General features: G+C 70.2%; 14 protein-coding genes. 8 read left to right on the top strand and 6 right to left on the bottom strand.

Annotated features, from left to right (window positions below; genetic code table 11):
- Positions 1-143: 143 nt before the first annotated feature.
- The 4 genes from GTZ93_RS32000 (at position 144) to GTZ93_RS31985 (ending at position 1,833) form a co-directional block, all read left to right on the top strand.
- A complete protein-coding gene (locus tag GTZ93_RS32000; RefSeq protein ID WP_139918627.1) occupies positions 144-449 on the top strand; it encodes a hypothetical protein in 306 nt (101 codons plus the stop codon).
- A 202-nt stretch (positions 450-651) separates the two neighbouring features.
- Positions 652-1,245 carry a hypothetical protein gene (locus tag GTZ93_RS31995; RefSeq protein ID WP_139918626.1) on the top strand — a complete coding sequence of 198 codons (594 nt, stop codon included), beginning with the start codon at positions 652-654 and terminating at the stop codon, positions 1,243-1,245.
- Positions 1,167-1,517, top strand: coding sequence for a hypothetical protein (locus tag GTZ93_RS31990; protein ID WP_139918625.1), 351 nt, complete (start codon positions 1,167-1,169; stop codon positions 1,515-1,517). The genes GTZ93_RS31995 and GTZ93_RS31990 overlap by 79 nt, the downstream gene beginning before the upstream one ends.
- Positions 1,518-1,530: 13 nt before the next feature.
- Positions 1,531-1,833 carry a hypothetical protein gene (locus tag GTZ93_RS31985; protein WP_139918624.1) on the top strand — a complete coding sequence of 101 codons (303 nt, stop codon included), beginning with the start codon at positions 1,531-1,533 and terminating at the stop codon, positions 1,831-1,833.
- A gap of 24 nt (positions 1,834-1,857) precedes the next feature.
- On the opposite strand, the gene GTZ93_RS31980 is transcribed toward GTZ93_RS31985, so the two are convergent.
- The 5 genes from GTZ93_RS31980 to GTZ93_RS31960 are packed head-to-tail and all read right to left on the bottom strand — an operon-like array spanning position 1,858 to position 7,863.
- The gene (locus tag GTZ93_RS31980; RefSeq protein ID WP_161663181.1) at positions 1,858-2,004 is read right to left on the bottom strand and encodes a hypothetical protein; all 147 of its coding nucleotides are present in this window, start codon (positions 2,002-2,004) and stop codon (positions 1,858-1,860) included.
- 27 nt (positions 2,005-2,031) lie between these two features.
- Positions 2,032-3,678, bottom strand: coding sequence for a thiol reductant ABC exporter subunit CydC (gene cydC, locus GTZ93_RS31975; RefSeq protein ID WP_139918623.1), 1,647 nt, complete (start codon positions 3,676-3,678; stop codon positions 2,032-2,034).
- The gene (gene cydD / locus GTZ93_RS31970; protein ID WP_161663180.1) at positions 3,675-5,360 is read right to left on the bottom strand and encodes a thiol reductant ABC exporter subunit CydD; all 1,686 of its coding nucleotides are present in this window, start codon (positions 5,358-5,360) and stop codon (positions 3,675-3,677) included. The genes cydC and cydD overlap by 4 nt, the downstream gene beginning before the upstream one ends.
- A gap of 7 nt (positions 5,361-5,367) precedes the next feature.
- Complete coding sequence (gene cydB, locus GTZ93_RS31965; RefSeq protein ID WP_120576519.1) at positions 5,368-6,375, bottom strand: cytochrome d ubiquinol oxidase subunit II; 1,008 nt, start codon at positions 6,373-6,375, stop codon at positions 5,368-5,370.
- A 36-nt stretch (positions 6,376-6,411) separates the two neighbouring features.
- A complete protein-coding gene (locus tag GTZ93_RS31960; protein WP_139923613.1) occupies positions 6,412-7,863 on the bottom strand; it encodes a cytochrome ubiquinol oxidase subunit I in 1,452 nt (483 codons plus the stop codon).
- A 233-nt stretch (positions 7,864-8,096) separates the two neighbouring features.
- On the opposite strand from GTZ93_RS31960, the gene GTZ93_RS31955 reads away from it, so the two are divergent.
- Together GTZ93_RS31955 and GTZ93_RS43015 are read left to right on the top strand one after the other, a co-directional pair.
- Positions 8,097-8,411 (top strand): DUF488 domain-containing protein, encoded by a 315-nt coding sequence (locus GTZ93_RS31955; RefSeq protein ID WP_257979538.1) that lies wholly within the window; start codon positions 8,097-8,099, stop codon positions 8,409-8,411.
- Positions 8,354-8,503, top strand: a complete 150-nt coding sequence (locus GTZ93_RS43015; protein WP_257979539.1) for a hypothetical protein — start codon at positions 8,354-8,356, stop codon at positions 8,501-8,503. The genes GTZ93_RS31955 and GTZ93_RS43015 overlap by 58 nt, the downstream gene beginning before the upstream one ends.
- Positions 8,504-8,569: 66 nt before the next feature.
- On the opposite strand, the gene GTZ93_RS42490 is transcribed toward GTZ93_RS43015, so the two are convergent.
- A complete protein-coding gene (locus tag GTZ93_RS42490) occupies positions 8,570-10,084 on the bottom strand; it encodes a Cof-type HAD-IIB family hydrolase (protein ID WP_261778920.1) in 1,515 nt (504 codons plus the stop codon).
- 206 nt (positions 10,085-10,290) lie between these two features.
- Here GTZ93_RS42490 and GTZ93_RS31945 point away from each other — a divergent pair, with 206 nt between their 5' ends.
- Positions 10,291-11,355 carry a class I fructose-bisphosphate aldolase gene (locus GTZ93_RS31945; protein ID WP_139921121.1) on the top strand — a complete coding sequence of 355 codons (1,065 nt, stop codon included), beginning with the start codon at positions 10,291-10,293 and terminating at the stop codon, positions 11,353-11,355.
- 13 nt (positions 11,356-11,368) lie between these two features.
- Positions 11,369-13,837: a phosphoketolase family protein gene (locus tag GTZ93_RS31940; RefSeq protein ID WP_180946143.1), complete on the top strand. Its 2,469-nt coding sequence runs from the start codon at positions 11,369-11,371 to the stop codon at positions 13,835-13,837.
- Positions 13,838-13,848: the final 11 nt, after the last annotated feature.

Raw genomic sequence — 13,848 nt, 5'->3', positions numbered from 1 at the left:
GTGCGCACTCGCCGTGGGCAACCCCAGCTGCTCCAGAATCGCTCTCACCCCTCCTGCTCCCTTCACGTACGCCAACACCCTCAATCCTGGCGACGGAACTGCACGACCTGGAGCGGAGGCAGTGCAAGTTCAGGGCTGAGGCGGTGGCCATTGGTCGCCAGCTCGCGGCGGAAGATCCGGACACGCACGCCCCTACCCTGCCCCTGCGCCTGAACGAATACAGCCGTGAACTGAGCTGGTCTGATCAGACCGAAGCGTCGCTCACGCTGGCGGAGGAAGCGCTCGCGGTCATCTGGCCGCTCTTCCAGGCCCGCCCGGCGGACTTCCACCGCGACGGCGCGCGGGTGCTCGAAAACCTGCTCGAGACGCATCAGATGTGCGGCAGCAAGCCCCAGGGAACGGTCTTGGAGCGAATCGATACCTTCAAGGCGATGGGCTTCCCGCTGTAGCCGCGGAGCCGGCGGGGCCGTACTCGACTGCGTGCGGATGCGACGCGTGTCGCGTCCGGTGCGTACGCAACGGGAGCACGGCGCGCGGCACCGGCCCTACGAAACACTCCGGACCGCCGTGAGCAGCGGGTTCGCGCCTGAATTGCCTTGTCGACGTCTCATCCAGGTCCCGGTGCACGGGACCCCAAGAGGGGGACGTGACATGAAGAGCGCGTGGCTGCTGCTCGCGATGCTGTGCGTGGTGGGGGGGCCGGTCCGCTCCGGCGCGGACGAAGAGCCTCGCAACGTGGAGACGACCTGCAACCGCGGGAAGCACTACGAGGCTGGGCTCTGTTACGAGCGGTGCAAGGAAGACTTCAAGGGCGTGGGCCCGGTCTGCTGGGCAGACTGCCCGGACGGCTACAAGGACGACGGCGCGCTGTGCCGCAAGGACGCGCACATCATCCCGAAGGACTCCTATGGCCGGGGCGCGGGCACGGTCCCGCCCACCTGCGCGACGCCGAGCTTCACCAAGCCCGTGCCTCCGGTGTCGGACCTCAACGCGTTCACGATGATCATCGCCTCCGACCCCCAGTTCCCCTGGTGGAAGGACACGCCGCCCTGTGACGACGACAAGTGCACGAAGCGCAACTCCAAACGCGCCAACAGCGACCAGGTCCGGGCAATGAATGACATCCAACGCGCGTCCAATCCGCTCCAGCCGGGCCCCCCCGGGGTGTGGCCCTCCAGGCCGGACATCCAGGGGGTGGAGCGCCCATCCAGAAGCCCCGGGGCGTCATCATCAACGGGGACCTGACGGCGTACTGGTTCGACTGGCAGGTGGACCTCTTCGAGCGCTACTACACGCTGCCGGGCACCCTGCGCTGGCCGCTCTTCATCGGCCTGGGCAATCACGACTACGCCAACAACCTGGGGGATGGCTGGTGGCTCGAGCCGCCCTACTACCTCACGCCCGGGGACAACGGCGCGGCGGCAAACGCCCGGGACTTCATCGTCCATCGACTGGCTGAAGAAGGACCTGGCCGCTGCGACAGCCGCGGGCCGCAAGATCATCCTCAACCTGCATGACTATGGGGAGCACATGAAGCAGGACGAACCGGAGTTCCTGAAGGCCATCGAAGGGCAGAACGTGGTGGCCGTCTTCGCCGGCCACATCCATGAGAAGCATGGCTACAGGACCCAGGTGCCAGAGACGGACATCCCCGTGTTCCTGAGCGGCTCCTCCGACATGCACACCTTCCTGCTCGTGCAGTTCACCGACACGTACCTCACGGTGGGCGTCATCAACAGCGAGGACGGGAAGACCGAGTTCCTCGACCCCGCCGATGCGAACGACCTGATGACGGTGAAGGTGCCCGCCTCCAGGACACCGGCCCCGCGCTGAGGACGCGGGCAGGAGGCACAGGCGTCACGGACCGGGCCGGGACGTGGCGTTGGCGGAGCCCGGACACCGGGCGGAGAGCTCCGGGGCGAGGTCCCGCTTGCCCTTGAGCTCGAGGTAGCGCCGGATGAGGCACAGGCGGGCCTCCTCGAACGCGGCCCCGTCATCCGGCACGCGCCAAGCCGTGGCTACCGGGGGGCGTCAGGCCGGCGCGAGTGCATGGACGCTGTCCAGCGCGCGCGCCACGTCCGCGTCATGCGTGACGACCACCAGGCCGCGCCCATGTGCCTTCATCCCGTCGAGGTCTCGCATCACACGGGCCGCGGTGCGCGGATCGAGATGCTCGGTGGGCTCATCGAGCAGGAGCCAGGGGGCCTCCGAGAGCCAGGCGCGCGCGAGGAGGACACGCCGCCTCTCGCCTCCCGAGATGGCCTCGCCTCCGCGGCCCAGGGGCGTGTCGAGCCCCCGCGGCTGCCGCGCGTACCATTCCCCCAGGCCCGCCTTGCGCAGCGCCGCGATGGCCTCGTCGTCGGTGAGCGTCGCGCGCACGACCCGGAGGTTCTCTCGCAGGGTGGTGTCGAAGAGGTGCGCATCCTCGGTCGAGCAGTGCAGCAGCTCCACTCGACGCTGCTCGCTCACGTCCTCGAGCGGGACCCCGCCGAGCATCACCCTCCCCTCCTTCGGAGGGAGGTGCCCCGCGAGGCTGAGCAGCAGCGTCGTCTTCCCGCTCCCGCTGGGCCCGGTGAGGGCGAGCGACCTGCCCTGCAGCACGGTGAGGTCGATGCCCGAGACGGCGGCGCTCCGGCCCGGCCAGCCGCACGCGAGCCCCTCCGCGCGCAGGTGGCCCCCCAGCACGGGAGATGGAAGCGCGGCGGCCGGAGTCTCCGCCTCGGGCGTCTCGAGGAACGGAAGCAGCCGCAGGGCCGCCTCGGTCGAGCGCAGCAACTGGGTCAGCGCCGCGGGCATGGACTGGAGGGCCTCGAACGCCCCGAGCGGCACGAGCACGACGACACAGAGCTCCACCTGGGAGAGCGCTCCGCGTTCGAGCGCCGCGAAGCCGAGGACGAGCGCCGCCCCTACGCTCGCGCTCCACGCGCCATGCAGCAGGAAGGTCGCGGCGGCGGTCCAGCGAGCGGCCCGCGCGCAGAGGCGCTCCAGGCGAAGGTCATCCTCGCGCAGGACTCCAAGCAAGACCGGCGCTCGCCCCGAAACCCTCCACTCCGCCGCGCCCTCGAGCAGCTCCAGGGCGGTGGACAGCTGATGCGACCGGGTCGCCGACGATGCCTTCTCCGCGAGGGCCAGCGCGCGCGCATTCATCCAGGGCGCCACGCCCCCCGCGACGGCCAGGCTCACGGCCAGGGCCCCGGCCGCCGCCGGGAGGAAGAAGGCGAGCAGCGCGACGCTGCCCACGCCGACACCGGCCGCGATGGCCATGGGCACGAGCGAGCGGATGACCGCCTCGCCCACCGCGTCCACGTCACCGCCGAGCCTCGCGACGAGGTCTCCGCGCTTGAGGCCGAGGACCCGGGGAAGCGGCCCCCGCGCGAGCGCGTCCACCAGCCTGGCCCTCAGCCGCGCCACGCCCCCCAGGGCCAGTTCGTGCGCGACGAGCCGGTGGGCGTAGCGGAGGCCCGCGCGAGAAAGCCCCAGGGCCCGCACGCCGACGATGGCGAGCGTGAGGTCGAGCACCGGCGGCATCTCGGCGGCGCGCGCGATCAGCCACGCGGACAACGCGCCCAGCGCCGTCGAGGCGAAGAGCGAGGCCGTCCCGAGCGCGACCGCGAAGCCCACCGTGCGGGGACGCAGCCCGAGTTCCGGCAGCACCTGGCGCAAGGGATGGTGGCTCATGCGGCCTCCGCGAGGGTGTCCAGGGATGCCGCGTGCGAGTGGAGCGTGAGGACGTCGTCCGCGATGGCCAGCGTCCGCGCGCGGTGGCTGACCAGGAGGAGGGTCGTCCCCTGCCGGGCGCGCTGCTTCAGCGCTTCGAGGACGCGCTGCTCGGAGGCCTCATCCAGATGCGCCGTGGGCTCGTCGAGCAGCAGCAGCCGCTCGTCGCCCGCGAGGATCCGGGTGAGCGCCAGCCGCTGCCGCTGCCCCAGCGAGAGGCCCTGCCCGTCACGCCCCAAGCGCGTGTCCCAGCCTTCGGGCAGCCGCGCGGCGACGACATCGAAGCCGGTGGCCTCCGCGGCGGCCGAAAGGGCGGAGGCCGGAATCACGCGCCCCCGACAGACGCTCTCGCGCACCGTGCCAGGCTCCAGGTGGAGCCGCTGAGGCAGCCACGCGAGCTGGGCCCAGTACGTCGTCAGGTCGAGCGACCCGAGCGCGAGCGCCGCCGCGCCTTCGGGCCGCAGGAAGACGCCACCGCACGTGGGCGGCAGGAGCCCGAGCACCACCGCCAGGGCCGTGCTCTTGCCCGCGCCGCTCTCCCCTCGCAACCCGAGGATGCGTCCCTGCCCCAACGGCAGCACGAACGAGAGCCCCTCCGGTGCGCGGCGCCCGACGTCGCGCGTGGCGACCGAGACGTCCCGCAGCTCCAGCGTCCCGGAGGTGAGCGGTGGCGCGGCGAGCGTGCCGTGTGCGGGCTGGGGGGCTTCGAGCCGCGCGATGGCCTGCGCCGCCGCCTCGGCTCCCTCCGCGGACGCGTGGAAGAGCGCGCCCACCTGGCGCAGCGGCGCATAGACCTCTGGCGCGATCAGCAGCACGAAGAGGCCCGTCTCCAGCGGCATCGCCCCTTCGAGCAGCCGCAGGCCAATCCCCACCGCCACGCTGGCGATGGAGAGCGTGGCGATCAGCTCGAGCACGAAGCTGGAGAGGAAGGCCCGCCGCAGCGCCTGGAGCGTGGTGCGCGCGTGCGCCTCACTCAGCCGCAGGACCTGGGCCGCGGCGCCGCGCTGCCGGCCGAGTGCCCGGAGCGTGGCGAGCCCGGTGATGAGGTCCAGCACCCGCGCGCTCAGCTGCTGCATGCTCGCGAGCTGCCGCGCCGTGGCCTCGCGCGTGAAGCGGCCCACCAGGACCATGAAGAGCGGGATGAGCGGCAGCGAGCCCGCCATCAAGGCCGCGGAGACCGGATCCGCGCGCCACACGCAGACGAGCAGGGCCGGTGTCGCGAGCGCCGTGAGCAGCAGCTGCGGTACGTAGCCTTCGAGATAGGGCTGGAGCGCGTCCAGCCCACGGGTCGCGAGCTCCACCTGCGCCACCCCGCCCGCCGAAGCGCGCCCCCCCTCCGAGCCGGACGCCAGCCGCGTGAGCAGTCCTTCCCGCAGCTGCGCGATGACCCGGTGCGCGCTCCGCTTCCCCGTCCATTCCTGGAGCCCCGCCAGGGCCGCGCGCAGCAGCCACACGCCGCCGAGCCAGAGCAGGAGCCTTCCATGGCCCCCGGCCACCTCGCGTGCATGCCCCAGCAGCCGGGCCAGCCCCCGCGCTTGCAGGACCGTGAGCGCGACCATCCCGAGCCCCAGGCCCGCGGTGAGCAGCACGTAGCGCCGCGCGGCGCCCGCGTGCCGCAGGAGCTTCGGGTCGAGCGGCTTCATCGGTCGGTCAGCCCTCTCCCAGCGCCGGGTTGAGCTCGTCGACGGTGACGCGCTGGCGGAAGACCCAGTAGGTCCAGCCCTGGTAGGCCAGTACGAACGGCACCAGCGCGACGGCGACGTAGGTCATGATCCGCAGCGTGTAGGGGGTGCTCGAGGCGTTCTGGACGGTGAGCGAGTGCGCCGGCTCGAGCGCTGGCATCACGTCCGGAAAGAGCGAGCCGAAGAGCAGCACGACCACGCCCGCGATGGCCAGACAGCTGAAGGTGAAGGACCAGCCCTCCCGCTCCCGCCAGACGCTCAGCGCCGCCGCCCCCAGCGCCAGAGCCACGAACCCCAGCACCGGCCACGTCCAGGCCACCGAGTAACGCACCTGCGTCCACAGGCCGAAGGCACCGCTGACGCCGAGCGTGGGCAGCGCCATCCGCCGGGCCCAGCCAAGCGCCCGCGTCCGCAGCGTGCCCTGGGTCTTCAGCGCGACGAAGACCGCGCCGTGGCTGAGAAAGAGCAAGGTGGTGGCCAGGCCGCCGAGCAGCGCGAACGGAGACAGGAGGCCGAGGAACGTCCCGGTGAACTGATGATTCGCGTCGAGTGGCACCCCGCGCACGATGTTCGCGAAGGCGACACCCCAGAGCAGCGCGGGGACCCACGACCCCACCTGGATCGCCTGCTCCCAGCGGCGCTGCCACCGGGGGCTCTCCAGCTTGGAGCGGAACTCCAGCCCGACGCCGCGGACGATCAACGCGACGAGAATCAGGAAGAGCGGCAGGTAGAAGCCGGAGAAGAGCGTCGCGTACCACTCCGGGAAGGCCGCGAACGTCGCGCCCCCGGCGGTGAGCAGCCACACCTCATTGCCATCCCAGACCGGGCCAATCGTGCGCAGCACCGCGCGGCGCTCCGCCGGGGTCTTGCCCAGGACGGAGAGCCACATCCCCACGCCGAAATCGAAACCTTCGAGCACGAGGTAGCCCGTCCAGAGGACCGCGATGAGACAGAACCAGAGTGTATTCAGTTCCATGATTGTTTATCGATGCCAGGAAAGAGGGCCGAGAGCTCAGTAGCCAAACGACAGCGGCGCGGTTTCAGGATGGCTGTCCTCGCTCGCGAGGGTCGCCGGATGTTTCAGACCCGCCCGGACGAAATGCCGCATCAGGTAGAACCAGACCGCCGCCAGCGCGCCGTAGACGCAGGTGAAGCCAATCAGCGTCGTCCAGACCATGGCGGGGGAAACGGCGGTGGACACGCCGCTGGCCGTCAGCAGGCGAAGCGCGTCCACCCCGGTGGGGTTGGGCGCCACCAGCCAGGGTTGCCGTCCCATCTCGGTGAAGATCCAGCCGAAGGAACACGCGAGGAACGGGGTGGGCAGCGCCGCGAGGCTGAGCCGGGCAAACCGCTCCGAGTTGCTCGCCACGCCTCCGCGCGTGAGCCAGAACCCGAACAGGGCCAGCGCCGCGCTTCCCACGCCCAGGCCAATCATCAAGCGGAAGGACCAGTAGGTGACGGCGAGGTTGGGCGCATAGTCCGGACCCGCCCCGTAGCGCTCCTCGTAGCGTTTCTGGACGTCATTGACGCCCTCGAGCGGTGCCTGGAAATCCGCGCGCGCGAGGTAGGACGTGAGGCCGGGAATCTCCAGCAGGTGGCGCACGCCCCGGCAGTCGTTGTTCAGGTCTCCCACCGCGAGCAGGGAGAAGGGCGCCCCGGCGCGTCCGTCGCAGAGCGCTTCAGCCGCGGCCATCTTCATGGGCTGCTGCTCGAACATCAGCTTCGCCTGGGCATCCCCGCTCACCGCCACGCCGATACCGGACACGATGACGGTGACCAGGCCGAGCCTGAGCCCGCCGCGAAAGGTCTGGGCCGCCGCCGCTTCACCCGACTGGCTCGAGCGCACCATCAGCCAGCCGCAGACGCCCGCCACGAAGGTGCCCGCGACCAGGAAGGCGGAGGTCACCGTGTGGGGGAAGGCCACGAGCACCGTGTTGTTGGTCAACACCGCCAGGATGTCCGTCATCTCCGCGCGCCCGGTGGCGGGATTGAAACGCGCCCCGACGGGGTGCTGCATGAAGGAGTTGGCCGCGAGGATGAAATAGGCTGAGAGGTTCACGGCGAACGCCACCAGCCAGATGGAGGCGAGGTGCAGCGCGCGCGGCAGCTGCTTCCAGCCGAAGATCCAGAGCCCCAGGAACGTGGATTCGATGAAGAAGGCCGCCAGCGCTTCCATCGCGAGCGGAGCGCCGAACACGTCCCCCACGAAGCGCGCGTACTCGCTCCAGTTCATTCCAAACTGGAACTCCTGGACGATGCCCGTCACCACGCCGAGCGCGAAGTTGATCAGGAAGAGCTTGCCGAAGAGCCGCGTCAGCCGGAGCCACCCCGGCTTCCGGGTCACGACCCAGAGCGTCTGGAGCAGCGCGACGAGCGGGGCGAGCCCGATGGTGAGAGGGACGAAGATGAAGTGATAGACCGTGGTGATTCCGAACTGCCACCGCGCGAGCTCTAGGCTGGTCATGACGGAAAAGGCGTCATTGCAATCCCCCAGCCGTTCACGCTGCCTCGGATGCCCCCTTCCACCCGCGCAACCCCTGCGCGGCGCCATGGGGCCCGCGCAGATTCTGCGTTCCAGCGCGGCGGTTCGAGGCCCAACCGGCTCTCCCTGCGGCGCCGCGAACTTCACACCGTCCGGGAAAACAGGGCTTCGCGGCCCTGGCCCACTCCACGCGCACCCTCGAGGAACTGGTGGAGATGCCGTGGACGAACGGCGTGCGGACGCGGGTGGACATCCGCACGGTGCCCCGCTCCCGCACGATCCCGCGGTTCAACGTGGACGTGCTGGGAAGGACGCTGGCACGGGCGGGGGTCGAGCACCTGCACCTGACAGCGCTCGGTAGGCTGCGGCGTGCGCGCAAGGACTCGCCCAATGCAGCCTGGCGCAGCCTGAGCTTTCGCGGCTACGCGGATGACGGAGGACTTCGCGCAAGGGCTGGGGGCGCTGCGCGAGGTTGCGCTGCCATCGCTCGCTGGTGGCGGATGCGCTCTGGGCGCGGGGCGTCCTGGTGACGCACATCACGAGCCCCACCCGCGTGGAGCCGCACCGGCTCACCGCCTTCGTACAAGTGCGGGGGCGACAGGTGCTGTACCCGGCGACGTAAGGTCAGGTCATCTTCAACAGGCACACGCCTACCCTGCCGCCCTCCCAGCAGGGACGAGGCGCGCCTTCAGGAGGCCTCGTCCTGCCCCAGAAGGACAGCGGGGTCCGCCACCACGAGGTCCGCGCCGTGGCGGCGCAGCTCGGCGGGCCGGCCCACCCTGTCGACGCCAATGACATAGGCGAAGTGGGCTGCCCGCGCGGCCGCGACGCCGGTGGGCGTGTCCTCGAAGATGACCGCTTCCTCGGCATCGGCCCCCAGGGCCCGGACGGCCGCGAGGTAGAGCTCGGGGGGCTGCGTGGCGTCCAGCCGCGCGTCGAAGAGGTCCGGGATGCCGGCTGACTGGAGCAGCTCCGCGCCGTGCCTGCTCGCGGAGACGGCCGCGGTCCGGAGTCCCGCGGCGCGCGCCGCCTGGACGTAGCGGACCGTCCCCTCATACGTCTCCACCCGCTCCTGCCGGAGCAGTTCCACCAGGAGTTCTCCCTTGCGGTCGTTCAGCGCGTGGACCGTGCTCTCCGGCAGTTCGATGCCGCGGGCGTCGAGGAACGCATGGAGGCCTTCCAGGGGCGGCCTGGCGTCGAAGTAGCGGCTGTAGTCGCGCACCAGGTCGAAGGGGATGAAGGGCTGCCGCGAGGAGCGCGCCCGCTGCCGCAGGTAGTAGTCGCACAGCTGCTTCCAGGCCCGGGCGTGGAGGCTGGCGGTCTGGGTGAGGACGCCGTCGAGGCTGAAGAGGCAGGCGCGCGCGCGCGGCGGAAGCCCCAGCTTCGTCCGCGCGAGGGGCGGCTGGCCCAGGATGAAGGTGTCCACCGCGTGGGCGAATCCCTCCTCGTCGTTGGTGCGCGTGACGTGGCGCGCGGGCCCTTGGACCTCCGGGCTGGCGTTGCCCATGGCGATGCCCATGCCGGCGATGCTCAACATGGGCAGGTCGTTGGCCATGTCCCCGATGGCCGCTATCTGCTCCAGGGGAAGCCCGAGCAGACGCGCGGCCTCGCGGACGACCATCCCCTTGTTCGCTTCAGGGTGCGTGACGTCGACGTAGTACGGCGTCGAACGTGCCGCCGACGCATCGGTTCCCAGCCGCAAGGCGAGCTCCGCCTCGCAGCGCGCGACCCGCGCCGTGTCCTCGCTCACCCCGACGAGCTTGATGACTGCATCGAGCACGCCGTACAGGTCAGCGATGACGACCGGGTCGAACCCGACGTTGCTCCGCTCGCGCGCCACGCGGAAGGCCTCGGGGGCGCGGAGGAACCACTCCGCCCCCTGGTAGACCCAGACATCCAGGCCGGCCTGGAGCATGAAGTCGACGGCCTGTCTGGCAATGGCGGGCGGCAGGGTCCGCTGCGCCAGCACCGTCGTGAGATCGGGCTTGACGTACACGCCACCGTTGAAGGCAGCCAGGGGTGCGGTGAGCTTCAGCGGAGCCACCAGCGCTGCCATCCCACGCGGCGGCCGCCCGCTCGTGAGGGTGAACTGGATGCCGCTGGCGCGCAGCCGAGCGACGGCCTCGCAGGTTCGCGGGGTGAGGATCTTGTCCCGCGTCACCATCGTCCCGTCGACGTCCGCGATGAGCAACTTGATGGTCATGGCCGTCTCCGCCCGCCCGCCCGCTCGCCGCCTCCGCACACCGGGCGGCATCCGTGACACTGGGGGCCCGCATCAAGATGGCATCGCGACGTGGGCCGCACCATCAGCCCGGTGCGCAAAGGCAGACCCGTTGCCAAGCGCCCAACCGCCAGTTGTTGGCGCACCGGGACGCCCTCAGGTTTCCGTCCGAGGGATGGGAGGAACACATGCCGACGAGGCCAGGGCTCGGTGAAACCGCGCGAGCCATCATTGCAGACGGAATGGGCATCCTGGCGGCGGATGAGACGGTCTCCACGATCACGAAGCGCCTGACCGCGCGCGCCATCGAGTCGACCGCGGACAGCCGCCGCGCCTACCGGGAGCTGCTCTTCAGTACGCCCGGCATCACCGGATTCATCGGCGGTGTCATCATGCAGGACGAGACGATCCGTCAGCACAGCGCGGCTGGCATTCCGCTGGTCAAACTGCTGGCGGACCGCGGCATCATCCCCGGCATCAAGGTCGACGCCGGCGTCCACCCCCTGGCCGGCGCGCCCGGAGAGTCCGTCACGGAAGGGCTCGACGGGCTCCGCGAGCGGCTCGAGGAGTACCGCGAGCTGGGCGCGCGCTTCGCCAAGTGGCGCGCGGTCTTCGTCATCCGCGCCGGGCTGCCCTCCGCGGCGTGCATCCACGCGAACGCGCACGCGCTCGCGCGCTACGCCGCCCTCTGCCAGGAGCAGGGCCTGGTGCCCATCGTGGAGCCCGAGGTCCTGATGGAGGGCGCGCACGCGCTCGAACAGTGCGAGGACGTGACGGGGCGCGTGCTGCAGGCGGTCTTCAACGAGCTCTTCGCCGCGGGTGCGTCCCTGGAAGGGATGTTGCTCAAGCCGAACATGGTCACCGCTGGCCACGGCTTCGCGAGGCACGTCCCGGTGGCGGAGGTGGCGGAGGCGACGTTGCGTCTCCTGACGCGCCACGTGCCGCCCGCGGTCCCCGGAATCGTCTTCCTGTCCGGCGGACAGGACGCGGTCCTGGCCACGGAGCACCTCAACGCCATCAACGCGCTGGAAGGCCCGAAGCCCTGGGCGCTGAGCTTCTCCTACGGACGCGCGCTGCAGGACGAGGCGCTCGAAGCCTGGCGGGGCCAGAGCGCGCAGGTGCCCGCCGCCCAGCAGGCGTTCCGTCACCGCGCATGGTGCGACAGCGCGGCGGCCCTGGGCGCGTACAGCGCGGACATGGAGGGCGAAGCGGGTTTCGCCCCATCCGATTCCACACTCCACACCCACCACTGATGGGAGGCATGTCATGGCACACCCCGAAGGAACGGAAGCGTCGGAGCATGGGTCGCCGTTGTCCGCCAGGGAGCACGGCCAGGGGCCCTCCGCTCCAGGCCGCGAGCAGACCCGAGGCGGGGGACCGCTCACCGCCCGGGAAGTGGAGTTGATGAACGCGTACTGGCGGGCGTGCAACTACCTGGCGGTGGGGATGATCTACCTCCAGGACAACCCGCTGCTGCAGCGGCCCCTGGTGCCGAAGGACGTGAAGCACCGGCTGCTCGGCCACTGGGGCGCGAGCCCGGCGCTCTCGTTCACCTGGGTCCACCTGAACCGGCTCATCGTCGAGCAGAACCTCGACGTCATCTTCGTGGCCGGGCCGGGCCACGGCGCCCCGGGCGTGCTCGGGCCGGCGTACCTGGAGGGCACCTACTCGGAGGTCTATCCGGACAAGAGCATGGACGCGGAGGGGATGCGGAAGTTCTTCAAGCAGTTCTCCTTCCCCGGGCACATCGGCAGCCACGTCACCCCGGAGACGCCAGGCTCCATCCACGAAGGCGGCGAGCTGGGCTACAGCCTCTCCCACGCGTACGGCATGGCCTTCGACAACCCGGACCTCATCGTCGCCTGCGTCGTGGGTGACGGCGAGGCCGAGACAGGGCCGCTCGCGACGGCCTGGCACTCGAACAAGTTCCTCAACCCCGTGCGGGACGGCGCCGTGCTGCCCATCCTGAACCTCAACGGGTACAAGATCGCCAACCCGACCATCCTCTCCCGCATCAGCCCGGAGGAGCTGGAGGCGCTGTTCGTCGGTTACGGCTACAAGCCCTACTTCGTCGAGGGCAGCGACCCGGCCCAGATGCACCAGAAGATGGCGCAGACGCTGGAGCAGGCCGTCGAGGAGATCCGCGCCCTGCAGAAGACGGCACGGCTGACGGACACCCCGACGCGTCCGCGCTGGCCCATGATCATCCTGCGCTCGCCCAAGGGCTGGACCGGCCCGAAGGAACTGGACGGACACAAGCTGGAGGGGACCTGGCGCTCACACCAGGTCCCCTTCGGCGACGTGCGAGGCAACCCGGCGCACTTGAAGGCGCTCGAGGACTGGATGCGCAGCTACCGGCCCGAGGAGCTGTTCGACGCGGAGGGACGGCTGATGCCGGAGCTCCGGTCGCTCGCGCCCAAGGGGGCCCGGCGGATGAGCGCGAACCCCCACGCCAACGGCGGCCTGCTCCGCAAGGCACTCAGGCTGCCTGACTTCCGCGACTACGCAGTCAAGGTCGGCTCGCGCGGCACCACGCTGCATGAGAACACGAAGCCGCTCGGTGAGTTCCTGCGCGACATCATGCGCGACAACCCGACGAGCTTCCGAGTCTTCGGTCCGGACGAGACCGCCTCCAACCGGCTCCAGGCCCTCTACGAGGTGAGCGGGAAGACGTGGATGGCCAACCTGGTGCCGGAGGATGCCGACGGGGGCTACCTCGCGCGGGACGGCCGCGTCATGGAGATGCTGTCGGAGCACACGCTGCTGGGCTGGCTGGAGGGGTACCTGCTCACGGGGCGCCACGGCCTCTTCCACACCTACGAGGCGTTCGCGCACGTCGTGGACTCCATGTTCAACCAGCACGCCAAGTGGTTGGACATCAGCAAGAACCACGTGAAATGGCGGGCGCCTGTTGCCTCGGAGAACATCCTGTTGTCTTCGACGGTGTGGCGTCAGGACCACAACGGGTTCTCACATCAGGACCCGGGCTTCATCGACCTGGTGACGAACAAGTCCGGTTCGGTCACGCGCATCTACCTGCCGCCGGATGCCAACACGCTGCTGGTGGTGGCGGACCAGTGCCTGCGCAGCACGGACTGCGTCAACGTCATCGTCGCGGACAAGCAGAAGCACCTGCAGTTCACCAGCATCGACGAGGCCGTCGCCCACTGCGCCAAGGGGTTCGGCATCTGGAAGCGGGCCAGCACGGACGAGGACGCGGAGCCGGATGTCATCATGGCCTGCTGCGGTGACGTCGCGACGCAGGAGGCCCTGGCCGCCGCCTCCATCCTGCGCGCGCGCGCACCGAACCTGAAGCTGCGCTTCGTCAACATCGTCGACCTGTTCAAGCTCCAGTCGTCGACGGATCACCCGCACGGGTCCACGCAACGCGAGCTCCAGAGCCTGTTTCCGCCGGGCAAGCCCATCATCTTCAGCTTCCACGGCTATGCGTCACTCATCCACAAGCTGGCCTATCGCTTCATCGACCACGAAAACCTGCACGTGCATGGCTATCGGGAGAAGGGCAACATCAACACGCCCTTCGAGCTGGCGATCCTCAACGAGACGTCCCGCTACCACCTGGTCATCGACGTCATCGACCGCGTGCCAGGGCTGAGCGCCAAGGCGGGGCACCTGAAGGAGGAGATGAAGAACGCCATCCTCGACAACCTGGCCTACGCGCACGAGCACGGCCGGGACCGGCCTGAGATCGCGGACTGGACCTGGCCGGACTGAGGTTCGCGCCA

Source organism: Corallococcus exiguus (assembly GCF_009909105.1).
Classification (GTDB): domain Bacteria; phylum Myxococcota; class Myxococcia; order Myxococcales; family Myxococcaceae; genus Corallococcus; species Corallococcus exiguus.
Note: the sequence above shows the minus strand (reverse complement) of the source record. Positions and strands in the feature narration are given on the sequence as shown.

Coding starts and splice junctions, on each gene's coding strand:
- GTZ93_RS31995 (WP_139918626.1), top strand. CDS start 652: ATGAAGAGCGCGTGGCTGCTGCTCGCGATGCTGTGCGTGGTGGGGGGG.
- GTZ93_RS31985 (WP_139918624.1), top strand. CDS start 1,531: ATGAAGCAGGACGAACCGGAGTTCCTGAAGGCCATCGAAGGGCAGAAC.
- cydC (WP_139918623.1), bottom strand. CDS start 3,678: ATGAGCCACCATCCCTTGCGCCAGGTGCTGCCGGAACTCGGGCTGCGT.
- cydD (WP_161663180.1), bottom strand. CDS start 5,360: ATGAAGCCGCTCGACCCGAAGCTCCTGCGGCACGCGGGCGCCGCGCGG.
- cydB (WP_120576519.1), bottom strand. CDS start 6,375: ATGGAACTGAATACACTCTGGTTCTGTCTCATCGCGGTCCTCTGGACG.
- GTZ93_RS31960 (WP_139923613.1), bottom strand. CDS start 7,863: ATGACCAGCCTAGAGCTCGCGCGGTGGCAGTTCGGAATCACCACGGTC.
- GTZ93_RS31955 (WP_257979538.1), top strand. CDS start 8,097: ATGCCGTGGACGAACGGCGTGCGGACGCGGGTGGACATCCGCACGGTG.
- GTZ93_RS42490 (WP_261778920.1), bottom strand. CDS start 10,084: ATGACCATCAAGTTGCTCATCGCGGACGTCGACGGGACGATGGTGACG.
- GTZ93_RS31945 (WP_139921121.1), top strand. CDS start 10,291: ATGCCGACGAGGCCAGGGCTCGGTGAAACCGCGCGAGCCATCATTGCA.
- GTZ93_RS31940 (WP_180946143.1), top strand. CDS start 11,369: ATGGCACACCCCGAAGGAACGGAAGCGTCGGAGCATGGGTCGCCGTTG.